This is a genomic window from Streptomyces fradiae ATCC 10745 = DSM 40063 (genome assembly GCF_008704425.1).
GTDB lineage: Bacteria > Actinomycetota > Actinomycetes > Streptomycetales > Streptomycetaceae > Streptomyces > Streptomyces fradiae.
Window position 1 is genome coordinate 6,153,131 of sequence record NZ_CP023696.1, and the last position, 22,060, is coordinate 6,175,190.

The 22,060-nt window shown below is 75.1% G+C and carries 20 protein-coding genes and 1 pseudogene; 4 read left to right on the plus strand and 17 right to left on the minus strand.

Annotated features, from left to right (window positions below):
• Positions 1–4: 4 nt before the first annotated feature.
• The 5 genes and pseudogenes from kdpB to CP974_RS30880 all read right to left on the minus strand — a co-directional run.
• Positions 5–2,149, minus strand: a complete 2,145-nt coding sequence (kdpB, locus tag CP974_RS26910) for a potassium-transporting ATPase subunit KdpB (protein ID WP_031130027.1) — start codon at positions 2,147–2,149, stop codon at positions 5–7.
• Positions 2,146–3,810 carry a potassium-transporting ATPase subunit KdpA gene (gene kdpA / locus CP974_RS26915; RefSeq protein WP_031130028.1) on the minus strand — a complete coding sequence of 555 codons (1,665 nt, stop codon included), beginning with the start codon at positions 3,808–3,810 and terminating at the stop codon, positions 2,146–2,148. The genes kdpB and kdpA overlap by 4 nt, the downstream gene beginning before the upstream one ends.
• A gap of 32 nt (positions 3,811–3,842) precedes the next feature.
• Positions 3,843–3,932: a K(+)-transporting ATPase subunit F gene (gene kdpF, locus CP974_RS26920; protein ID WP_037937286.1), complete on the minus strand. Its 90-nt coding sequence runs from the start codon at positions 3,930–3,932 to the stop codon at positions 3,843–3,845.
• 420 nt (positions 3,933–4,352) lie between these two features.
• Positions 4,353–4,940 (minus strand): lytic transglycosylase domain-containing protein, encoded by a 588-nt coding sequence (locus CP974_RS29835; protein WP_140160762.1) that lies wholly within the window; start codon positions 4,938–4,940, stop codon positions 4,353–4,355.
• A 312-nt stretch (positions 4,941–5,252) separates the two neighbouring features.
• Positions 5,253–5,591: pseudogene (locus CP974_RS30880) on the minus strand (helix-turn-helix domain-containing protein); the annotation flags it as partial.
• Between the two features lie 130 nt (positions 5,592–5,721).
• On the opposite strand from CP974_RS30880, the gene CP974_RS26930 reads away from it, so the two are divergent.
• Positions 5,722–7,320 carry an RICIN domain-containing protein gene (locus tag CP974_RS26930; RefSeq protein WP_031130031.1) on the plus strand — a complete coding sequence of 533 codons (1,599 nt, stop codon included), beginning with the start codon at positions 5,722–5,724 and terminating at the stop codon, positions 7,318–7,320.
• Between the two features lie 64 nt (positions 7,321–7,384).
• Here CP974_RS26930 and CP974_RS26935 read toward each other — a convergent pair whose 3' ends face one another.
• From CP974_RS26935 to CP974_RS26975, 9 genes are all read right to left on the minus strand, one after another.
• The gene (locus tag CP974_RS26935) at positions 7,385–7,738 is read right to left on the minus strand and encodes a cation:proton antiporter (protein WP_069978986.1); all 354 of its coding nucleotides are present in this window, start codon (positions 7,736–7,738) and stop codon (positions 7,385–7,387) included.
• Complete coding sequence (locus tag CP974_RS26940) at positions 7,735–7,995, minus strand: MrpF/PhaF family protein (RefSeq protein ID WP_031130033.1); 261 nt, start codon at positions 7,993–7,995, stop codon at positions 7,735–7,737. The genes CP974_RS26935 and CP974_RS26940 overlap by 4 nt, the downstream gene beginning before the upstream one ends.
• Entirely contained in the window at positions 7,992–8,387 is a 396-nt protein-coding gene (locus tag CP974_RS26945) for a Na+/H+ antiporter subunit E (protein ID WP_031130035.1), read from the minus strand. The genes CP974_RS26940 and CP974_RS26945 overlap by 4 nt, the downstream gene beginning before the upstream one ends.
• Positions 8,384–9,868, minus strand: a complete 1,485-nt coding sequence (locus tag CP974_RS26950; RefSeq protein ID WP_031130036.1) for a proton-conducting transporter transmembrane domain-containing protein — start codon at positions 9,866–9,868, stop codon at positions 8,384–8,386. Before CP974_RS26950 ends, CP974_RS26945 begins: the two co-directional genes overlap by 4 nt.
• Positions 9,865–10,374 (minus strand): sodium:proton antiporter, encoded by a 510-nt coding sequence (locus CP974_RS26955; RefSeq protein WP_215908540.1) that lies wholly within the window; start codon positions 10,372–10,374, stop codon positions 9,865–9,867. The genes CP974_RS26950 and CP974_RS26955 overlap by 4 nt, the downstream gene beginning before the upstream one ends.
• Positions 10,368–13,055 (minus strand): hydrogen gas-evolving membrane-bound hydrogenase subunit E, encoded by a 2,688-nt coding sequence (gene mbhE, locus CP974_RS26960; protein ID WP_196786101.1) that lies wholly within the window; start codon positions 13,053–13,055, stop codon positions 10,368–10,370. The genes CP974_RS26955 and mbhE overlap by 7 nt, the downstream gene beginning before the upstream one ends.
• A gap of 26 nt (positions 13,056–13,081) precedes the next feature.
• Entirely contained in the window at positions 13,082–13,708 is a 627-nt protein-coding gene (locus CP974_RS26965; RefSeq protein WP_031130040.1) for a universal stress protein, read from the minus strand.
• Between the two features lie 151 nt (positions 13,709–13,859).
• Positions 13,860–16,208 (minus strand): heavy metal translocating P-type ATPase, encoded by a 2,349-nt coding sequence (locus CP974_RS26970; RefSeq protein ID WP_031130041.1) that lies wholly within the window; start codon positions 16,206–16,208, stop codon positions 13,860–13,862.
• A gap of 288 nt (positions 16,209–16,496) precedes the next feature.
• Positions 16,497–16,868, minus strand: a complete 372-nt coding sequence (locus CP974_RS26975) for a hypothetical protein (RefSeq protein WP_031130042.1) — start codon at positions 16,866–16,868, stop codon at positions 16,497–16,499.
• A gap of 216 nt (positions 16,869–17,084) precedes the next feature.
• On the opposite strand from CP974_RS26975, the gene CP974_RS26980 reads away from it, so the two are divergent.
• Both CP974_RS26980 and CP974_RS29840 read left to right on the plus strand, forming a co-directional pair.
• Positions 17,085–17,663: a Dps family protein gene (locus tag CP974_RS26980; protein ID WP_031130043.1), complete on the plus strand. Its 579-nt coding sequence runs from the start codon at positions 17,085–17,087 to the stop codon at positions 17,661–17,663.
• A 310-nt stretch (positions 17,664–17,973) separates the two neighbouring features.
• Positions 17,974–18,147 (plus strand): hypothetical protein, encoded by a 174-nt coding sequence (locus CP974_RS29840; protein ID WP_159311479.1) that lies wholly within the window; start codon positions 17,974–17,976, stop codon positions 18,145–18,147.
• Between the two features lie 140 nt (positions 18,148–18,287).
• Here the strand turns inward: CP974_RS29840 and CP974_RS26990 are convergent, their stop codons facing one another.
• The 3 genes from CP974_RS26990 to CP974_RS27000 form a co-directional block, all read right to left on the minus strand.
• Positions 18,288–18,938, minus strand: a complete 651-nt coding sequence (locus tag CP974_RS26990; protein WP_031134224.1) for a class F sortase — start codon at positions 18,936–18,938, stop codon at positions 18,288–18,290.
• On the minus strand, positions 18,931–19,776 hold the full coding sequence (locus CP974_RS26995; RefSeq protein WP_031134226.1) for a DUF4397 domain-containing protein: 846 nt from the start codon (positions 19,774–19,776) through the stop codon (positions 18,931–18,933). The genes CP974_RS26990 and CP974_RS26995 overlap by 8 nt, the downstream gene beginning before the upstream one ends.
• Positions 19,777–19,880: 104 nt before the next feature.
• Positions 19,881–20,489, minus strand: a complete 609-nt coding sequence (locus CP974_RS27000) for an RNA polymerase sigma factor (RefSeq protein WP_031134228.1) — start codon at positions 20,487–20,489, stop codon at positions 19,881–19,883.
• 248 nt (positions 20,490–20,737) lie between these two features.
• On the opposite strand from CP974_RS27000, the gene CP974_RS27005 reads away from it, so the two are divergent.
• The gene (locus tag CP974_RS27005) at positions 20,738–21,904 is read left to right on the plus strand and encodes a MerR family transcriptional regulator (protein WP_051839745.1); all 1,167 of its coding nucleotides are present in this window, start codon (positions 20,738–20,740) and stop codon (positions 21,902–21,904) included.
• The last annotated feature ends 156 nt before the right edge of the window (positions 21,905–22,060 follow it).

The window sequence follows — 22,060 nt, forward strand, 5'->3', positions numbered from 1 at the left end:
ACGATCAACCGATTCCGGGGATGAGGGAGATGAGCAGGTCGATGAGCTTGACGCCGACGAACGGGGAGATCAGGCCGCCCAGCCCGTAGAGGCCCAGGTTGCGGCGGAGCATCTTGTGCGCGCTCATCGGCCGGTAGCGCGCGCCCTTCAGGGCGAGCGGGACCAGCGCGATGATGATCAGCGCGTTGAAGACGACGGCGGAGAGGATCGCGGACTCCGGCGAGGCCAGGCGCATGATGTTGAGCTTGTCCAGCGACGGGTAGGCGACCGCGAACATCGCCGGGATGATCGCGAAGTACTTCGCGACGTCGTTGGCGATGGAGAAGGTGGTCAGCGCGCCGCGGGTGATGAGGAGCTGCTTGCCGATCTCGACGATCTCGATGAGCTTGGTCGGATCGGAGTCGAGGTCCACCATGTTGCCCGCCTCCTTCGCGGCCGACGTGCCCGTGTTCATGGCCACGCCGACGTCCGCCTGGGCGAGGGCCGGGGCGTCGTTCGTACCGTCTCCGGTCATCGCGACGAGCTTGCCGCCGGCCTGCTCGCGCTTGATGAGGGCCATCTTGTCCTCGGGGGTGGCCTCGGCGAGGAAGTCGTCGACGCCCGCCTCGTCGGCGATGGCCTTCGCGGTCAGCGGGTTGTCACCCGTGATCATGATCGTCTTGATGCCCATGCGGCGCAGCTCGTCGAACCGCTCGCGCATGCCGTCCTTGACGACGTCCTTCAGGTGGATGACCCCCAGGACGCGAGCGCCCTTGTCGTCCTCGGCGGCGACGAGCAGCGGGGTGCCGCCGGCCTGGGAGATGCGGTCGGTCAGCTCGCGAGTGTCGGCGGCGACCGTGCCGCCCTGCTTCTCGACCCAGGCGATGACCGAGCCGGTCGCGCCCTTGCGGATCTTCCGGCCGTCGACGTCCACGCCGGACATGCGGGTCTGGGCGGTGAACTCGATCCACGTGGCGTGTGCGAGTTCGCCCTGGTGGCGCTCTCGCAGGCCGTACTTCTCCTTGGCGAGGACGACGATCGAGCGGCCCTCGGGCGTCTCGTCGGCGAGCGAGGAGAGCTGGGCGGCGTCGGCGACCTCGGCCTCCTTCGTACCGCGCACAGGCACGAACTCGGATGCCCGGCGATTGCCCAGGGTGATGGTGCCCGTCTTGTCCAGCAGCAGCGTGGACACGTCGCCGGCGGCCTCGACCGCGCGGCCGGACATCGCGAGGACGTTTCGCTGGACCAGGCGGTCCATGCCGGCGATGCCGATCGCGGAGAGCAGCGCGCCGATCGTGGTCGGGATCAGACAGACCAGGAGCGCCGTGAGGACGATCACCGAGGTCTGCTCGTCGGCCCCGGCGTAGATCGCGAACGGCTTCAGCGTCACGACGGCGAGCAGGAAGACGATCGTCAGGGACGCCAGCAGGATGTTGAGGGCGATCTCGTTCGGAGTCTTCTGTCGGGCGGCGCCCTCGACCAGGTTGATCATCCGGTCGATGAAGGTCTCGCCGGGCTTAGCCGTGATCTTGATGACGATCCGGTCCGACAGCACCTTCGTACCGCCGGTGACCGCGCACCGGTCGCCGCCGGACTCACGGATCACCGGGGCCGACTCGCCGGTGATGGCCGACTCGTCCACGCTCGCGACGCCTTCGACGACGTCACCGTCGCCGGGGACGATGTCGCCGGCCTCGCAGACCACCAGGTCACCGATCTTCAGTTCGGTACCGGGGACGCGCTCCTCGTTCTTGCCCATGATCCGGCGGGCGACCGTGTCGGTCTTGGCCTTGCGCAGGGTGTCCGCCTGGGCCTTACCCCGGCCCTCCGCCACCGCCTCCGCCAGGTTCGCGGAGATCGTCGTCAGCCACAGCCAGGCGGTGATCGCCCAGCCGAACCAGTCGCTCGGGTCCTTCACCGCGAGCCCGGTGGTGACCACCGAGCCGACCAGGACCACGAACATCACCGGCGACTTGGCCATCACGCGTGGATCGAGCTTGCGCAGCGCCTCCGGCAGGGACTTGACCAGCTGCTTGGCGTCGAACAGGCCGCCGCCGACCCGGCCGGCCGGCTCCTTGTGCCCGGAGGGGACGTCGGAATGGGGGGCGAGGGTGGGGGTTGCCGCCGTCCTCTGGGACACAGCGTCCCGCTTCTCTACGTCGGTGGTCATGCCGCGAGCCCTTCGGCGAGCGGGCCCAGGGCGAGGGCCGGGAAGAACGTCAGACCGGTGATGATCATGATCGTGCCGACCAGGAGGCCGGTGAACAGCGGCTTCTCGGTCCGCAGCGTGCCCGCCGTCTCGGGGACGGGCTGCTGCCCCGCCAGCGAGCCCGCGAGCGCGAGGACGAAGACCATCGGCACGAACCGGCCGAGCAACATGCACAGGCCGAGCGCCGTGTTGTGGAAGCCGGTGTTCGCGTCGAAGCCCGCGAAGGCGGAGCCGTTGTTGTTCGAGGCCGAGGTGTAGGCGTACAGGACCTCGGAGAAGCCGTGCGGCCCGGTGTTCGTCATGGACGACTCGCCATGCCCGGTGGCCATCGCGACCGCCGTGCCGGTCAGCACGAGGGCCGGGGTGACGAGGATGGAGCAGGCCGCGTACGTCATCTCGCGGGTGCCGATCTTCTTGCCCAGGTACTCCGGGGTGCGGCCGACCATCAGGCCGGCGACGAACACCGCCACGACCGCCATGATCAGCATCCCGTACAGGCCCGAGCCGACACCGCCGGGCGTGATCTCGCCCAGCATCATGCCGAGCAGCAGCACACCACCGGACAGGCCGCCGAAGGAGTCGTGGAAGGAGTTGACCGAGCCGGTCGACGTCATGGTCGTGGAGACCGCGAACAGCGACGAGGCGCCCTCGCCGAAGCGCTGCTCCTTGCCCTCCATCGCGCCGCCCGCGAGCTGCGAGGCGGTGCCCGGGTGGGCGTACTCCAGCCAGGTCACCAGGACCACGCCGGCGAACCAGATCGTGGCCATCGCGCCGGCGATCGCGTAGCCCTGCCGCACGCTGCCGACCATCCTGCCGAAGGTGCGCGGCAGCGAGAACGGGATGACGAGCAGCAGGAAGATCGTCAGGAGGTTCGAGAAGCCGTTCGGGTTCTCGAAGGGGTGCGAGCTGTTGGCGTTGAAGTAGCCGCCGCCGTTCGTGCCCAGGTTCTTCACGGCCTCCTGGGAGGCGACCGCTCCGGGGCTGATGGACTGCGTCTGCCCGGTGACCGTGGTGATCTCGTGGATGCCGGCGAAGTTCTGGACCGCCCCGGCCGCGACGAGCAGGACCGCCGCGATCACGGAGATCGGCAGCAGGACGCGGACGACACCGCGGACCAGGTCGGCCCAGAAGTTGCCCAGCTCACCGGTGCGGGAGCGGGCGAAACCGCGGACCAGCGCCACCGCGACCGACATCCCGACGGCGGCCGAGACGAAGTTCTGCACCGCGAGGCCGGCCGTCTGGGCGACGTGCCCCATGGACGACTCGCCCGCGTACGACTGCCAGTTCGTGTTCGACACGAAGGACGCGGCCGTGTTGAACGCCTGGTCCGGCGTGATCGCCGCGAAGCCGAGCGAACCCGGCAGGGTGTCCTGCGTCCGCAGGATCAGGTAGAGGAACAGCACGCTGATCGCGGAGAACGCCAGCACGCCGCGCAGGTACGCGGGCCAGCGCATCTCCGTGTCGGGACGGACCCCGACCGCGCGGTAGATCCACTTCTCCACCCGCAGGTGCCTGCCGGGGGAGAAGACGGCGGCCATGTGGTCGCCGAGGGGGCGGTGCACCAGGGCGAGCGCCGCGACCAGCGCGGAGACCTGGAGCACGTCGGCAAGAACGGGGCTCATGGCCCCCGGAGCGGAAGCGACCGGTGTCACCGTCAGAACCTCTCCGGCTTGATGAGGGCGAGGACGAGATAGCCCAGCAGGCAGACGGCCACGACGAGGCCGACGACGTTCTCGGCGGTCACAGCTTCGCCACCCCCCTGGCGATCGTGACGACCAGCGCGAATACCGCGACCGTGGTGACGACGAAGGCCACATCGGCCATCGCATGCTCCTAGAGAGAAGAGGTTCGGAGAGGAACGGACTCCACGAGACAAGCGCACCCTGGCGCGAAACCGCCCCCCGTTGACGACCCCCTTACGCCCCCGACCGCCCCTTTGACGGCATCCATACGCAGCGGTGCCGTGGCGTCCTGCCCGAGCCGGGGGTGCGCGAGCCGGGGGTGCGCGAGGCGGGGGTGCCGGCGTCCCGCGGCAGCCGCACGCGGAAGGCTGACGTGAGGTCAGGCCGTGCCACGGGCCGCGCGGCCTGCGCCTCGCGCTCCCGGTGCGTGCCGGACCGCGGTGTCCCGGCACGCACCGCCGAGCGTCCTCCGCCCGGCGGACCTACGAACGGGGCGGCGACGGCCGATAGCGCTCCAGGTTGGCACGGACCCGGTCGAGGTACGGCTGGATGCGCCGCAGCTCGGGGCCCTGCCGCTGGACCCGCCAGGTCGAGATGCGGTAGCCCGCGGCGAGGTTGAGTGCCGGGTCGCCCGGGACGCCTTCGAGCTCGGGGGCTATGGCGCAGAGCATCCTGCCCACGGCGGGGATGGAGTCCTCTGGGCTGAAGGGCGGCGTGGGGACGGTCTTCTGCCGCGCGGGCGGCAGGTAGTAGCGAAGGACGCGTGGTGTCCAGCGGGCGATCCCGTACTCGTCCCTGGCCGGGTCGCTCAGCGTGGGGTCGAACCCGCTCTCCGCCTCCAGCACGGCGGCCACCAGGGCGGGCGTGACCTGGGGGACGTCGCACATGGTCCCGGCCTCGATGATCAGGTGCCGGTAGCGCTGCGGGATGTCCGCGCCGGTGCGCAGCCACCGGCCGTCGTTTCGGGGCCGTACTCCCCCTGGGGGGTCGGGCACCACGGGCGTCCGGTCCGCCGACAAGGCGCCCTGGGGTGGGGCGGAGTCGCCGGACACGAGCGCGCCGAGCGTCATGACGGCCGCCACGCAGGCCGCGGCGATGCCCCTGAGCCGGCGCGGCAGCCGCCCCCGCCGCGGCGGCGACCCTGAACCAGCCGGCGGCGCCTCGACGCGGGGCGCGGAGTCGGGCGGTGCGATCGGAGTGGCCGGAGGGGGCGGGGGAGAGGGCGAGCAGGCCGGAGGGGGCGGGGGAGGGAGCGGGGAGGCCGGAGCCGGAGAAAGGGGCGAGGAGACCGGAGAAGCCGGAGCGGCCCCCACCGATGGCGGTGGGGGATTCGTCGACAGGTGGTGCGCGCGGATCCGGCGCTGCTCCCATTCCACCGGATCGCCGCCGCAGGCGCTGACGAAGGCCGCGAGGACGGCCTCGCTGGGCAGGCGCCGGCCGGCCGCGGCGGCGGCCAGGGTGGAGGCCGAGTAGTGGGTCCGGGCGGCGAGTCGCCGATAGGGCGGGCTGCCCGCACGGCGTCTCAGGTCGCGTAAGTCGTAGGCGAATCGGGCCACGGGGCCCTGCTGCGGGTCCAGCGGCTGTTCCTGGCGTCCCACCTCTGGTTCCTTCCATCCTCGGGAGTGGTCCGTCCACCGGCGCACGGAGGCCGCCGACGCCGGGGAGGGCCATTGTCCGGGGATTGTCCGGGATCTGTCCGGCGAGGTCCGAGGCCGGGACACGGCGCGCGGACCCGCGGTGGAATGTGCGCGGCGTACGACGGGAACGGTCCGTGGCGGGCAGGCCCCACCACGCGTCGGCGCCGGAACGCGAACAGCACGAGGACTGACGGATCATCCACAGGAAGGCGTCATGCGCTCACATCCCTTACGTGCGCCGCATCTCTGGGCGGCACCGCTCATCGCCCTGCTCATGCTCGCCACCGGAGTCGTCGGCACCGCGCGGGCGGCCGAGGCGGCCGACGGCGACTCCTGGACCTTCGCGACGGCCAACGGACGCCGACTCGACGTCCAGAACGGCAACACCGGCGACGGCGTGTTCGTCGTCGCGAACAACACCCCCGGCCACCATCAGAACTGGCGGCTGATCCCGCTCGGCCACGGCGAGTTCCAGGTCGCCAACACCGTCACCGGCAAGTGCCTGACCGAGGGGTTCCCGCTGAGCCAGCAGGCGTGCGGCAAGGCCGGACAGGAGTGGCACTTCCGCCCGGTCGCCGGCAAGCCGAACACGTTCACACTCGTCCGCCGCACCAACGACCGCTGCCTCGACATCGTCCAGGGTGCCCAGCACACCGACGCCTGGACCCAGGTGTACCGGTGCAACGGCACCGGGGCGCAGGAGTGGACCGTCTCGGCGGCGAAGCAGCCGGAGGCCATGCGGCTCGCCACCGACTACTACGCGCGCCTGTGCGCCACCAGCACCTCCACCTGCTCCTGGAAGCAGACCTCCGAAGGGGACCCCCGGGCCCTGCCGCTCGAGAAGGCGTCCTCGGTCTGGTACAACGACACCTCCGAGAAGGTCACCCAGGTCTTCACGACGATCTACCGCAGCGGATGGTCGCAGAGCTTCTCCGCGGGCGTCTCGACTTCCCTGGGCGTCTCCGCCCCCCTGCAGGCCATGATCAGCTCGCAGCTGACGTCGACCACCACCTACCAGGTGGACGAGTCCGAGATCAACGGCGTGCTCGTCACCGTTCCGTCGAAGAACTACGGCTGGGTCGACTTCGCGGCCGTCGCGAAGGAGGTCACCGGCACCTGGACGTTCGACAGGGGCGGCTCCCCCTGGACGACCGAAGCCACCGTCATGGTCCCCGTCGTCGATTCCTCCGCCGGGTCGACCATGTACATCGCCCACACCGGTCCCACCCCGCCCGGCGGCGACCCGGCCGGTACCGAGGCCCAGCCCCAGACGTACGAGAAGACGGCCACCACGACCCTGACCATCCCCGACGGCTACCGCGCCGCCGCCGAGGAGGACAGGCTCCTCGTGGTCGACTCCGACGGCGTCACCCACGCGGTGATCAGGCCCGGAACGCTGCGGGACACCACCGGCAGGACGCAACCGGTCCACCTCCGTGTCGAGGGCACCACGCTGATTCAGACCATCGGCGACGGCAGCGGTACGGTCACTGGCACCATGACCGCGCCCGGCTTCTCCGTCGGCCAGGGCGCTTCACTCGCCTCTCCCACCGCGAAGACGTCCTCCGCAGTGGCCCGTCAGGTGTTCTTCGCGCCGGCTGCCGCTCTCGGAGCCGCCGCCGAAGGGCCGCGGCACAAGGAGTGGCACGACTGCATGCGCAAGGAGATGAACAAGGCGGTCGTCGGCGCGGTGGTCGGCGGTGTCTTCGCCGGTGGCCCGGCCGGTGCCGCCGCCGGACTGCTCGGCGGCGCGTTCGGCGGCTACTTCATCGGCAAGATCCAGTGCGGGCCCGAGCCCGACATCGGCTCTTAAGGCATCGGAGCCCCCGCCCGGCGGCGACCCGGCCAAGCGGGTGGTGCGCCCGCGCAGGGTGCTCTCAGGGGCCGTCCGCCCGGTCCGGCGCGGGTGGGGCCGGGAGGTCGTCGCGGCGGGTGGACGGCGCGGCCGGGGTGTTCGACCGGTACGCGCCGCGGCCCACCGCGTAGGCGGCGAACGGGGTCGTCAGCAGTTGCGCCGCGGCCCCCGCCGTGAGGACGACGGCGGTGAAGGGGTCCGGGTCGAGGACGAGGACGCCGAGCAGGACGCAGACGACGCCGAGCGCGGCGGCCTTGGCCACCGCGTTGGCCCGGTTGTACGCGTCGGGGAGGCGGACCATCCCGAGCGCCGCGACCACGATCAGGGCGGTGCCGGCCCCCGCCAGCGTGTACCCGAGCACGGACTGCGCGGTCACGGCCGGTTCCTCCGTTCGAGCAGGTGGGCGACGGCGATGGTGGCGAGGAAGCCCACGAGGGTGGCGACGAGGACCAGCACGAGCACGGCGGACTCCCGCGTCCTGACGGCCAGCAGCGCCACCGCGGCCACGAGGACCACGAACGTGAGGTCCGCGGCCACCACCCGGTCGGCGTCGGTGGGGCCGGCGGCCAGCCGCCACAGAGCCACGGGCATCACCGCGGCCAGGGCGCCCAGCAGGATGTCGACGGCCGTCACGGGACACCTCTCCCGGCCTCGGCCGGGCGGACCACGGCCAGCAGCCGGTCCTCGAGATCCCGAAGCGTGGCGAGGAAGCGCCGGGGGTCTTCGGCGTGCATGCCGTGGACGAGCAGCTCGGGCGGGGCGGTCCGCGCCTCCAGGACGAGCGTCCCCGGCGCCAGGCTGACCAGGTGGGCGAGTGCCGCGATCTCCCAGGGCGTGCGGCTGCGCAGGGGCAGCCGGGTGATGACCGGGGCGAGCCGGCTGCCGGGGCTGACGATCTCCCAGGCCACGACCGCGTTGGCGTGCAGGAAGTACCGGCCGTAGTACAGCAGGAAGGGCACGGCGCGACCGCAGACGGCGGCCGCTCGTCGCAGCCGGGCGGCACGTCGGGTGAAGCGACGGGTCACCGGGTCACCGCCCGCACGTAGGCCGAGGTGTCGACGAGGCCGGCCGCCGCCGTGGACGAGGCGGCCAGCAGCGGCTCGGCGAGCACGCCCAGGGCGAGAGAGGGGACGGCCAGGAGCAGCGCGGGGGCCGTCAGGGCCGGCCGCACGGGGGCCGACGCCAGCGGGAGGGGCGCGCTGCGGGTGTGGGAGGGGACCACCGAACCGCTCCAGAAGGCGGTGCTCCAGATCTTGATCATGGAGGTGAGGGTGAGCAGGCCGACCGCGGCGGCGACCCCGAGGGCGAGGTACTCCGCCTGCTGCGCCGCCGCCCTGATCAGGGCCAGCTTCGCGGTGAAGCCGGACAGGGGCGGCATCCCCGCGAGGGAGAACGCGGCGACCAGGAAGGAGCCCGCGAGCACGGGCGCGCTGTGGGCCAGCCGGTCCAGCTCGTCGAGGCGGTCGGTGCCGTGGACGCTCTCCACGGCCGCGGCGCAGGTCAGCAGGGCCGCCTTGACGAGGACGTACTGGACGAGGAAGAACACCCCGGCGGCGAGCCCGGCCGCGGTGAACAGCGCCAGGGCGAGCAGGAGGTAGCCGATCTGGCTCACCATGTGGAAGCACAGCACACCCCGCATGCCGGGCTGCCCCACGGCCCCCAGCACACCGACCACCATCGTCACCAGGGCGGCCGCCATGATGACGGGAGAGAGCCCGGTGCCGTCGAAGACGACCGCGTACACCCTGATGATCCCGTACACGCCCACCTTGGTCAGCAGACCGGAGAAGAGCACGGTCACCGAGGGCGGCGCCGCCGGGTAGCAGCGCGGCAGCCAACCGTGCAGCGGTACGACGGCCGCCTTGGCGGCCAGGGCGAGCAGGACGACGCCCGCGGCGACGGCGGTGGCCGGGTCCCGGCTCGCCGCGCCCGCCAGCTCGCCCAGGTTCACGGTGCCCGCGGCGCCGTAGACGAGGCCGGTCCCGGCCAGCAGGATCGTCGAGGCGAGCAGGCTGACCGTGGTGTAGACCCGGCCCGCCGCGGTCCCCCTCCGTCCGCCGGACATGCTGAGCAGGGCGTACGAGGGGACGAGCATCACCTCGACGCACACGAAGAGGTTGAACAGGTCCGCGGTGAGGAACGCCCCGTACACGCCGGCGGAGAGGACCAGCGCGAGCGGGGTGAACAGCGGGTCCCGGTCGTCGCCGGCGGCGGCGGCGAAGGCGAGCGAGACCGTCACGAGGACGGCGCTGACGCACACCATCAGCGCGCTGAGCATGTCGCAGGCGAACACGATCGAGATGCCGGGGGGCCACCCGCCGACGGCCTGGTGGAGGACGGTGCCGTCCGCGGTGGCGGCGACGAGCGCCGAGCCGAGGCCGAGCACCGCCAGGGAGACGGCCGCGGCCGTCCACCGGCGCGCTCCGGCCCCGACCGGCAGGAGGACGAGCAGCCCGGCCGCCAGCAGCGGAAGCGCCAGGGGGAGGGTGAGGACGGTGCCGCTCACGGGGCGCCCTCCCGGTGGCCGTCGGACGGGCGGCGGCCGGAAGCGGGCCCGGCGGGGGCGCGCGGCGGGAGGCCCGACGGGGGGTGCTCCGCATCCGGCCCGGCGGGGGCGTGGGACGGGGGGTGCTCGGGGCCCGGCTTGGCGGGTGCGTCGGGCACGGGGCGCTGCGGAAGCGGCCCGGCGGGGGCGTCGGAGGCCGGGGGCCCGGGGGGCGGCCCCGCGGGGTCGGCGGACGCCAGGCCGAGCAGGTACACGGTGATCCCGAAGGTGATGACGATGGCCGTCAGGACGAACGCCTGCGGCAGCGGGTCGGCCATCAGCGGGACGGCGCCGTGGCCGATCAGCGGGGCGCCCCGGCGGGCCGTGCCGCCGGCGGCCAGCAGCAGCACGTTCACCGCGTGGCCCAGGAGGACGAACCCGAACGTGATGCGGACCAGACCGGGGCGCAGCACGAGGAAGACGCCCCCGGCCGTCAGGACGCCCACGGCGAGCGCGGCCGTCACCACGACGCGCTCCGCACCCCGCCGAGCCGCCGCACCACGACCACCGTCAACCCCAGGACCAGGGCGTACACCCCGGCGTCGAACAGCAGCGCCGTACGGGGCCAGCCGCCGGGGGCGGTCAGGGGGGTCAGGAACGGGCGGCCCGCCAGGGTGGCGGCCAGCCCCGCCGCGAGCGCCAGCAGCAGCCCCGCCGCGAGCAGCGGCCCGCCCCGCAGCCACCGGGGGAGCGGGGTGCCGGCGAGCTGGGCCAGCGCCACCGCGGCTCCGGCGGTGAGCGCGGCGATGAAGCCGCCGCCCGGTTCGTTGTGGCCGCGCAGGAACAGGTAGCCGGAGAGGACGGCGACGGCGGGCGCGAGCAGGCGGTAGGCGGGCGGCAGGACCTCGGCGTACGGCGCTTCGGCGAGCCGCCCGCGGGCGGGCGCGCCGGGCCCGCCGGGCAGGAGGAGGGCCAGCCCCAGGGCCGCCGCGACCAGGACGGCCGACTCGCCCAGGGTGTCCAGCCCCCGGTAGTCCACCAGGATCGTGTTGACGACGTTGCTCCCTCCGGTCTGCGGCTCGGCGTTGCGCAGGAAGTACTCCCCGGCCGCCGAGGGGGCCCGGCGCCCGGTGAGGGCCAGGACGGCCCCCGTCGCGGCGCACCCGGCCGCCACCGCCACGGCCAGGGCGCCCAGCGCACCGCCGCCGCGGCCGGGCCGGCCGGGGTACGAGGCGGGGCCGCGCAGGACGAAGGCGGCCACCACCGCGGTGAGCACCTCCACCAGGAGCAGGGTGAGCGCGACGTCCGGCGCCCCGGACAGCAGGAACCACACGGTCACGATCAGCCCCGTGGTCCCCAGCAGCCCCACGGCCGCCACGGGCGACCGGGCGGCGGCCAGCCCGGCCACCGCCGCCGCGAGCAGGAGCAGCACCACCCATCGCGCCGGGCCGTCCCCGGCGCCGGACACGGCCCCCGGCGCGTCCGTGAGCGCGAAGGCCGCGCCCCCCAGGGCGGCGAGCCCCAGCACCGGGCGGACCAGGTACGGGCCGGGCGCCGCGCGCAGATCGAGGCGCCCGACGAACCCGCCGAGGTCCAGCAGACCGCGGTACGTCCGGTCGAAGGTGACGGTGCCGCCGAGCCGGGGCAGCCGGCGCAGCGCGACGTCGGTCCTGCCGCGGGCGAGGAGGAGCGACACGCCGAGCGCCATGGTGACGGCGGACATGGCCAGTTCGGGGCTCAGCCCGTGCCAGAAGACGAAGGACGGCGGAGTCCCCCAGGGCTCGGCGTCCAGCACGGCCCTGCGCATCAGCGGGTCCAGCAGGCTCACGGCGGGCCCGAGCAGCAGCCCCGCCGCCGCCGCGACCGCCGCGGGGGCGAGGAAGGGCCAGGCGGGTTCGTAGAGCCGCAGCTGGACCGTCGGGCCGGTGAACACACCGAAGAAGATGCGCGTGCCGTAGGCGAAGGTCAGGGCGGAGGCGGCGACGGCCAGGGCGCCGGCGACCAGTCCGGCCCCCGGGAACACACCGGCCCCGGCGAACCCCTGGAACAGCGACTCCTTGCTGACGAAGCCGATCAGCGGCGGCACCCCCGCCAGGGACAGCCCGGCCAGCCCGGTCAGCGTCGCCGTCACCGGCATGACCCGCCGCAGCCCCGACAGCGTGCGGATGTCGCGGCTGCCGGCCTCCTGGTCGATGACCCCCACCAGCATGAACAGGGTCGCCTTGAACAGCGCGTGCGCGAAGGTGTGCAGGACGGCCGCGGCCAGCGCCGCCGTCGTGCCGACCCCGATCGCCGCTACCAGCAGCCCCAGCTGACTGACCGTGGAGTACGCGAGGAGCGCCTTCAGGTCGTACTCGCGCAGGGCCTGCAGGGCGCCCAGGACCGCGGTGACCAGGCCCACCGAGAGCAGGGCGAGCGACCAGCCCGGCTGCCCGGCGTACACGGCGGAGAAGCGCAGCAGCAGGTACACGCCCGCCTTCACCATGGTCGCGGCGTGCAGGTAGGCGCTCACCGGCGTGATGGCGACCATCGCCCCCGGCAGCCAGAAGTGGAAGGGGAACTGGGCGGACTTGGTGACGGCCGAGAGGATCAGCAGCGCCGCCACGGCCGGCCCGAGGGGGGAGGCCAGGACCTCCTCGCGCGCGTCCAGCACCGCCGCGACGTCCGTGGTGCCCGCGGCGATCGTCAGGAGGACCACGGCGACGAGCAGGGCGAGGCCGCCGAGGGCGGTCACCAGCAGCGCGCGCACGGCGGGCCGCGCGGCTTGCGGACCGGTCGTCCCGATGAGCAGGAACGACAGGATGGTGGTCAGCTCCCAGAAGACGAAGAGCAGGACGAGGTCACCGGCGAGGACCAGGCCGAGCATCGCGGTGCCGAAGGCCGTGAGGAGGGTGTAGACGCGTCCGTGCCGGCCGTCCTCGGACAGGTAGCGGGCGCTGTAGGAGAGGACCAGCGCGCCGACCGCCAGGACGAGCAGGCAGAACAGCCACGCCAGGCCGTCCAGGCGCAGGGTGAGGGACACGCCGAGCGAGGGCATCCACCGCCAGGAGACGGTGACCGGCTCGTCGGCCAGGGGCGCCCGCGCCGCCAGTCCGAGGGCCACCGCCAGGGTCACGAAGGCCGCCGCGAGCACGTACCCCGCGTCCCGCCGCAGGCGCCGCACGAGCCAGGGGGTGGCGGCGGCCAGGACCCCCATGGCGGCCGGCACGCCGACGAGCGTGGCCTCCGGGAGCGTCACCGGCGGCGCGGGGCGCCGGGCCCGCCCGTCACGAGCACCGGCACGGCCCCCTCGCGCAGCAGCGCCTGGGGCACGCTGCCCATCAGCCGCTTGGACAGCCCGCGGCCGTGGCGCCCGACGACGACGAGGTCCATGCGGTTCTCCCGGGCGTACCGGCCGAGCGCCTCGGCCGGCGGGCCCGCGAGCACCTCGTATCCGGTCAGGTACGGGGTGACGTCCCGGTCCGGGGTGCCGATGCGCCGGCGTACCGCGGCGGCGGGGTCGCCCGCGCGCTCCGCCTCCGCGCCGTCGTAGTCGGCGACGACCGCGGCGACGAGGGTCGGCGCGTACGGCCCGAAGAGGTGGACGGCGGTCCTGAGCGCCTCGCGCGACTCCGGCGACCCGTCGACGCCGACCAGCACCCGCAGGAGCCCCTGACCCTCGGCGGTACCGGCCGGAGGCGGGCCCTGCGGGGCGTGTTCGACCCGCTCGCCCGCCGTGACGGCCAGAACCGGGCCGAAGACCGCTCCCATGAACAGCCCGCCGGGGCTGCGGTGGCCCCGGCGGGCCATCCACAGCGCGGTCACCAGACCGACGACGATCCAGGCCGCGAGCGCGATCAGCACGAGGACGACGTCGCTCACGATCCCTCCCTTCCGTCCGGCGGATCATCACATTAAGGGAGGTATCGGTGTCATCCGGGTATTGGGGCGCGCCCCGCCCCGTGTCACCGGGCACGCCGGCTCCGGGCGGGGCCGCCCGGGCGTTCGCGTACCGGGCGGCCCGCCGGGCGCGTCACGGCGCGAGGGTGAAGTAGTTCTCCTCCTCCTGGGTGAAGTGCAGGCGCAGGACCGTGTTCAGCCCGTACAGGCAGGAGCGCAGGTCGTCGAGTTGCCCGGGGGCCAGCCCGCCGCTCGCGCGGGCCAGCTCCAGGTGGGTGGCGACGCGCCGGGAGAGCCGTTCGATCTCGGTGTGGGCGCGGCTCATGGTGGCCGTGGCCTCGGGGCCGCCGAGCGTCGGGGCCAGCGCCGGGTACAGCTCGTGCTCCTCGGCGTACTCGTGGGGCAGCAGCCGCTCGGTCAGCAGCCGGTGGGTCTCCTCCACGGCCGCCAGGGCGTCCGGGCCGGGGTCGCCGGAGAGGCGGTCGGCGGCGGCGCGTACGGAGTCGAGGACGTCCCGCAGGTCGTCGTGTTCGGCGGCGAACCGGTGGACGAGGGCCTCGGCGGCGGGCGTCAGGGCGGGGCGCGCGGCCCGGTCGACGCGCAGCGCGCGCAGGGCGTTGAGGATGACGGCGACGTCGATGCCCTCCTGGAGCAGCGCGCCCACGGCGGGCGGGAGCAGGCCCACGGCGGCCGCGGCCATGGCGGCCAGCGACATGACCATGCCGCCGAGGGCGCTCTGGACGGCGATGCGGCGGGCGCGCTGGGCGATGGAGACGGCGTCGGCGAGGCGGTCGACGCGGTCCGTGGTCAGGACGATGTCGGCGGCCTCCGACGAGGCGGTGGCGCCGCGCGCGCCCATCGCGACGCCCACGTCGGCGGCGGCCAGCGCGGGGGCGTCGTTGACGCCGTCGCCGACCATGACGGTGACCGCGCGCGCCCGCTCGTCGCGTACGGCGGCGACCTTGCCGGCCGGGGTCAGCTCGGCGAGCACGCCGTCGAGGCCCAGCACGGCGGCGACCTCGTGGGCGGGGGCGGCGCGGTCGCCGGTGAGCATCAGGACGCGCTCGATGCCGGCCGTACGCAGATGGCGCAGGGTGCGCGGGGCGTCGTACCGCAGCGGGTCGCGCAGCAGGACGGCGCCGGTGAGGCGCCCGTCGACGGTGAGCCAGGCGACGGCCGCGCCGTCGAGCAGCGCCCGGTTGTCGACGGCCTCGGCCCACGCGGGCCGCTCCCCGTCGGGGGCGTGGCCGGGGGCGGGGCGGCCGACGGAGACCAGGTGCCCGTCCACCCGGCCCGTCGCGCCCCGTCCCGGCTCCTCGGTGACGTCCGCCGGGACGGGCAGCGCGAGGCCGCGTTCCCGCGCGGTCTCGACGATGGCCCGCGCCAGCACGTGGGGCGAGAACTGGTCGACGGAGGCCGCCAGGCGCAGGACGTCCGCCGGCCCGGTGCCGGGCGCGGCGGCGACGTCGAGGACACGGGGGCGCCCACCGGTGAGGGTGCCGGTCTTGTCGAGCAGGAGGGTGCGGGCGCGGCCCAGGGTCTCCAGTGCCCCGCCGTCGCGGATGACCACGCCGAGCCGGGAGGCGCGGGAGAGCCCCGAGACGACGGCGACCGGGGCGGCCAGCAGCAGCGGGCAGGGCGTGGCGACGACCAGCACGGCCACCGCGCGCACCGCGGAGCCGCTGAGCAGCCAGGCCAGGCCCGCCACCGCGAGGGTCAGGGGCAGGAACCAGGCCGCGTACCGGTCGGCCAGCCGTACGACCGGCGCCGACTCCGCCCCGGCCTGCCGGGCCAGCCGCACGATGCCCGCGTAGGTGCTGTCCCGCTCCGTGGCCGTGGCCCGCACCTCGAAGGCGCCGCCCGCGTTGACCGCGCCGCTGCGCACGGGCTCGCCGCGCGGGCGCTCGACCTGGAGGGACTCGCCGGTGAGCACCGACTCGTCCAGGACGGCGGCGGCGCTCTCCACCCGTCCGTCGACGGGCACCACCTCGCCCGGCCCGACGACGAGCAGGTCACCGACGGCGACCTCGGCCAGCGGCACCGCGGCCACCTCGTCCCCCGTGCGGCGGCGTGCCACGCGCGGCGCGTGCTCCAGCAGGGCGCGCAGGTCGTGCGAGGCCCGCCGCCGGGCCGCGGCCTCCAGGGTGCGGCCGGTGGCGAGCATGAGGGCGATCAGGGACCCGGCCAGGTACTCCCCGACGGCCAGGGTGCCGCCGAGCGCGAGTACGGCGATCAGGTCCACGCCCGCGTGCCCGCGCCGCAGCGCGGCGAGCACCCACGCCACCGCGGGTACGACGGCCGCGACGGTCCCCAGCGCCCAGACGAGGTCCGCCGCGCCGTGCGCGCCGAGCAGCCAGGCGACGCCGCCACCGGCCAGCGCGGCGGCGGTGACGGCCAGGAGGACCGGTTCGAGCCGCGCCGAGGCGATCGCCGCGGTGATCGCGGCGGTGGTGCGGCGCAGCCGTACGGGGGTGTGGCTCATGGCGCCCCTCGGATCATGCGGTGCGGCGACCGCGCGGGCGGTGCGCGGTGCGGGGGCCGCGGTGTGCGGTGCGGCGACCGCCTGGGCTCGCTCCCCTCCATCCCACCGCGGCACCGGCGGGCGCGGCAGGGGCCGTCCGGCCCTGGCCCGGGGCCGGACGGCGCGCCGCTCCGGGCGGCCGGCGGCGCACGCTTCCGGGAGCCGGCGGGACGCGGGGCCCCGGTGGCGCAGGGTTTCCGGGGGGACCCGACGGCGCGCGGCCCCGGCGGACGGCCGCCGGCCCGGGGGTCAGAGGAGGCTCGCGATCAGCAGGAGCGCCGCCGAGCAGGACAGCACCACGGGGCAGACCTTGAACCAGACGACACCCGTACGGGCTCCGGTGGCAGCCGTCAGCGCCGCGATGACGAGCAGCGCGCCCGCTACCACCCGGTACGTCCAGTGCGCGGTGGCGGTGCCGCCGCCGACCGCGGTGACGACGGCGACGAGGACCGCGAACGCCCACATCGCCACCGCCTCGGCCAGCCACTCCTGCACCAGCACCCGGCGGTTGTCCGCGGAGATCTCTCCGAAGCCGGCGACGACGGACCGGGTCGGGACGGCGTGCGCGACCCCCCACAGCCCGGCCAGGGCCGCTGCGGCGTAGGCGAGGACTTCTTCCATACCTCCAGGGTCAGGTCACCGGCGCGCCCGTGCCACCCGTCACGGGGGCGGCCGGCCGGCGGGTGGGCGGGGCGGTCGCGTGGCCTCGGACCGGGCGGTGGAGCCCCTGCTCCGAACCGGTGAGAACGGGCGGGCCGGTAGGGCCGGTACGGCGCGGCCGGCGGCGCGGGTGGTTGTCTGCTGCTCCCGATCCCCCCTCGCACAAGGAGTGCCGCCGTGCCGTCAGAGCCCGCCGACATCGCGTACACCATCCCCGGGATGAGCATCCAGGACAGCCAGGGCATCATCGAGCTGCTGCAGATGCGCCTGCACTGCCTCAACGACCTCCACCTGACGCTCAAGCACGTCCACTGGAACGTCGTGGGCCCCCACTTCATCGCCGTGCACGAGATGATCGACCCGCAGGTCGACCAGGTCCGCGCCATGACCGACGACCTCGCCGAGCGGATCTCCACGCTCGGCGGCGAGCCGATCGGCACGCCGGGCGCGCTGGTGCAGCGGCGCACCTGGGACGACTACTCGATCGGCCGCGCCGAGGCCATCGAGCACCTCGGGGCGCTCGACCTGGTCTACACGTCCGTGATCGAGGAGCACCGCGAGGCCATGCGGGCCACCGAGGCCACCGACCCGGTCACCCAGGACATGCTGATCGAGCAGCTGCGCGGGCTGGAGCTCTTCCAGTGGTTCGTGCGCGCGCACCTGGAGTCCAGTGGCGGGCGGCTCAGCACCCGCGGCGCCACCACGGAGACCGGCGCCGCCGGCCAGGCGGCCGAGCAGGCGCGCCGCCAGCCGTGACCGCCCGCGCCGGCGGGCGCGACCGCCGCGCGCGCCCGCGCGGTGCCGGCCTCCCGGTACGCGCCGGGTCCGCGTGCCCGCTGCCCCCCGCGGTCCGCTGCCCGTACCACCACACGACCAGCGCGCAGGCGAGCAGCCCGAGTGCGGCCAGGGCGCCCCGGCGGCGGGCGGTCGGGGCGCCGGAATCCGAGGGAGGGGCCGGCGGGGTGGGCGCCCGGCGGGGCGGCGGTTGAACGGGGCGCGGCGGTTGAACGGGGCGCGGCGCGGGTGCGGCGGCCGACGCGGAGCCGTCCGCCGCCGGGGCGGTTCCGTGGGCCGCGGAGGGGCGCTCCTGCGCCGCCAGGCCGCGTACGACGCCCCGCCACACCCGCTCCGGCGGGGCGGCGGGGAGGTCCCGCTCCTCCACCGCGCGGGCGGCGGCGACGACACGGGCCAGGCGGCGCAGCTCCTCCCGGCAGTGCCCGCACCCGGCGACGTGCCGTAGCGCCTCGGCGTCGTCGCAGGACGAGTTGCCGTTGCCCAGGGCGATCTCCGCCAGGTGCGTGGGTTCGACGTGCGGCACCGCCACTGTCCTGCTCCGTATCTGTGTGGGGCCGCCGCCCGCCGGCTCGTGGTGGTCACGTCTCAGCTGGTGAGCGGCTCCGCGACGACGATCAGGTTGGCCTGGTAGCCGCCGTCCTCGGGGGTGAACGGGGGCGCGCAGGTGATGAGGGTGAGGACCGGCGGGCCGCTCCTGCGGAAGGCCTCGTCCGGGAGGGCGTCCTTCGGGACCGTCGTGCGGGCCGTGACGCGGTAGGCGACCGGTTCGGCCCCGGCGCGTCCCACCTGGACCCGGTCGCCGGGCCGCACCCGGTACAGCGCGGCGAACTCGCCGAGGTCCCCGGTCTCGCCGTCGACGTGCCCGACCAGGACCGCGGAGCCCTCCGCGCCGCCGGGGGCCGGACCGTAGTGGTACCAGCCCGCGACGGCCGGGTCGGCGGGGACCGCCATGTCGCCTTCGGCGGTGACCCCCACGGGGCGGACCGGGGCGTCGAGTCCCACACGGGGCACCGTCACGCGCCGCGGGGCGGGGGACGGCTCCGCCCGGGACGCCGCCGGCAGCGGCGCGGGGGGCCCCGACGCCTCGGGCGCGGCGGCGAGCACGGTGTCCACGCGGCCGAAGCCGGGGGGCGCCGACGCCCGTTCCGCCGGGCCGGCCCCCGTGGCGAGGACCGCCGCCAGGGCGGCGGTCGTCACCACGGCGAGGCCGGTGAGCCGCCGTGCCGAGTCACCCACGCCGGTTCGCGGTCCGGCGGACCATCAGGGCGCCCGCGAGGGCGGCCATACCGGTCACGGCGGTCGCGGCCAGCCACTGGTCGGACGAGTTGGCGACGGCCGCGCCGGTGCCGCCGGCGTGCACGGCGTTCGGGGCGGAGGTCGTCTCGTCGTCGAGCGTCTGGGTCGCCAGCGCGAGGTTCTTGTCGGCCGCGCTGCCCCAGGCGTACACGACGGTCTCGGTGCCTTCCTTCAGGTTCAGGTCGGCGGGCCCGATGGCCACGGTGTCGGTGCCGGCGAGCACCACGTCGGCGGAGACGGTGCCCGGGTCGACGGTGGCGGTGTCCTCCTTCGGGTTCACCAGGTCCTCGAAGACCGGCTGGCCGTTCGCCCGGACGTCCACCGCCGGGGCGGCGGCGACGTGGCGTACGGTCAGCTCCGCCTTGCCGGCCTCGATCTTGGAGACGTCGTTGACGAACGTCGTCAGCATCGGCTTGCCTTCGGCGGAGAGGTGGGCCGCGACGGTGGCGTTCGCCCCGGCGGGCACCTCGACCTTCTTCGAGATGGCCGCCGTGCCGTCGCCCGGGCCCTCGCCGGCGGCGAATATCTGGATGTCGTACGTCCCGGCGGCCAGGGACTTGGGCTCGGTGACCGTCCCCGGCTTGAAGTCGCTGAGGAGCTCGTCGCCGTTGGCGTAGACGTCCACGGTCAGCCCGGGGACGCCGTGGAAGACGGACACCTTCGCGGTGTCCTCGCTCTCGGCTGCGGGCACGGCCGCCGCGGCCGGGGCGACGACGGAGAGGGCCAGGGCGCAGGCGCCGGCCGACGCGCCGAGGACGAGGGGGGTACGAGCAGTCATGGCAACCATTCCTTCGAGGGGTCTCGCGCCGGTTGCGCGGTCTCAGGGGGATTTCGTCCGCGGATGCCGTCCTGGATGCGGACGGATGGGTGTTTTCTGGTGGTTCAGGCTGATTCGCGGTGCGACCGGCCCTGTTCGATCGCCTCCCGCAGGCGGTGCAGGCCGCGACGGGTGTGGCTCTTCACCGTCCCGAGGGGCAGGCCCGTGCGCGCCGCGATCTGGGACTGGGTCAGGTCCTCGTAGAAGGCCAGGCACAGCACCTCGCGCTGACGGTGCGGCAGCCGGGACAGGGCGTCCACGACGAGCACCCGGTCCAGCACCTCGTCGGGTGCGCCCCCGTCGCGCCGCAGGTCCTCGGCGTCGTGGCTCACGGTGTCGATCAGGGTGAGGCGCCGGGTCCGGGCGGCCAGCGCGTCGACGATCTTGCGGCGGGTGATGCCGACGAGCCACCCGCCGAGCGGTCCCCGCTCCGGGCGGTAGCCGTCCCGGCCGCGCCAGGCGCCGAGGAACACCTGCTGGGTCACGTCCTCGGCCTCGTGGCGGTCGCCGAGGGAGCGGGTGGCCATGGTGTGGACGAGTGAGCCCCAGCGCCGGTAGACGGCCGCGAACGCGTCCTCGTCGGCGGCGAGCAGACCGCGTGCGAGCTCGTCCTCGTAGCGGCTCTCCCGCGTGGCCGCGGGGCTGGCGCCGGTGGTTCGTGTACGCGTGGACATGGCCTGGTTCCTCCTGCCGTCTGCGCTGTGCGGGCGCGGAAGAATCCGCCCGCGGAGCGGGTCGGGACGGCGTGTGTGCCGTTGTCGCCGGCTCGTGCGTCCAGTCTTGGCGAGGTGAAACGACGCGAACAAGCTGCGTCGTTTGTGCGTCGTAAGCTGAAGGTATGGCTACGGACAGGGAATCCGGCGAGGAAGCGACGCGGCGCCGGTACGAAAACGACGCAACCGGTGAACCGCGCGGCAGCGGGATGACTACCGGCGAGGTGGCGAGGCGCCTGGGGGTGGCGCCGACGACGGTCCGCTCATGGGACCAGCGTTACGGATTGGGGCCCGCCGCGCGAGTCGGCGGCCGGCACCGGCGGTGGACCGCCGGGGACCTGGCCCGCCTGGAGCGGATGTGCGCCCTGACGGCGACCGGACTCCCGCCGGCCGAGGCGGCCCGGCTGGCCCTGCACGAGGCGGGCGCGGAGGCCGCGGCCGCCGACGCGCCCCCGGAGGGCGGGCCCGCGGGAGGCGGATCCACGGAGGGCGGGCCCGTGGGGCGCGGATCCACGGGGCGCGGATCCACGGGGCGCGGATCCACGGGGCGCGGGCCCGCGGGGAGCGGGCCTCGCGGCGGCCGGGAGCCGCTCCCCGGCGCGCGGGAACCCCTCCCCGGCGGCGGGGGTCCGGGCGGAGGGGCCCCCGGCGCGGAAGCCCCCGCCCCGCGGCGGGCGGTCCGCGCGCGCCGCCCGGCGGACGGGGGCGGTCTGCGGCTCGGCGACGCGCGCCAGGAGTGCAAGGGCCTCGCCCGCGCGGCCCTGCGCCTCGACGCCGCCGCCCTCGACGCGCAACTGGAGGCCGCCATCGAGGAGTACGGCCTGGTCGCCGCGTGGCAGGAGGTGATCATGCCGACGCTCCAGGCGGTCGGCCGCAAGTGGGAGAACTCGGGGGAGCGGTACGTCGAGGTCGAGCACTTCCTGTCCTGGCACGTCTCCGGGGCCCTGCGCCGTCACACGCCGCCCGTGCCGACCGCTCCGGCCGCGGCGCCCGACCGCTCCGGCGCGGCCACCGTGCTCGCCTGCGTGCCCGGCGAGAACCACACCCTGCCGCTGGAGGTGCTGGCCGCCGCACTCGCCGAACGCGGCCTGCCGGTGCGCATGTTCGGCGCAGCGGTGCCCGTCGAGTCGCTGGTCGCCGCCGTCCGCAGGACCGGCCCCGCGGCGGTCGGCCTGTGGGCGCAGTCCCGCACCACGGCCAGCCGGCCGCTGGCCCAGTACGTCGCCGGGCTCGAGTGGGGGGTGCGCGGCGCCCGCAGGAGGCCGGCCGTGCTGACCCTCGGCCCCGGCTGGGCCGGGCAGACCGTACCGGGGCTGCCGCACCCGCCGGGGCTGGCCGAGGCCGTCGCGGCGGTGGAGTCGGCCGTGCGCGGATGACCCGCCCCGACGCGGGTACGCGGACGTGGCGCCTGGCCTCGCCGGGCGGAATGTGCTCGGGTGGGCGTCGTGCGCGCTCCGTCCCCCCGCCACGCGTCACGGCGCGCCGCGTGCGGCGTTCCCGGCGGTGCGGCGGAGGGACGGCGGGCGGTGCGG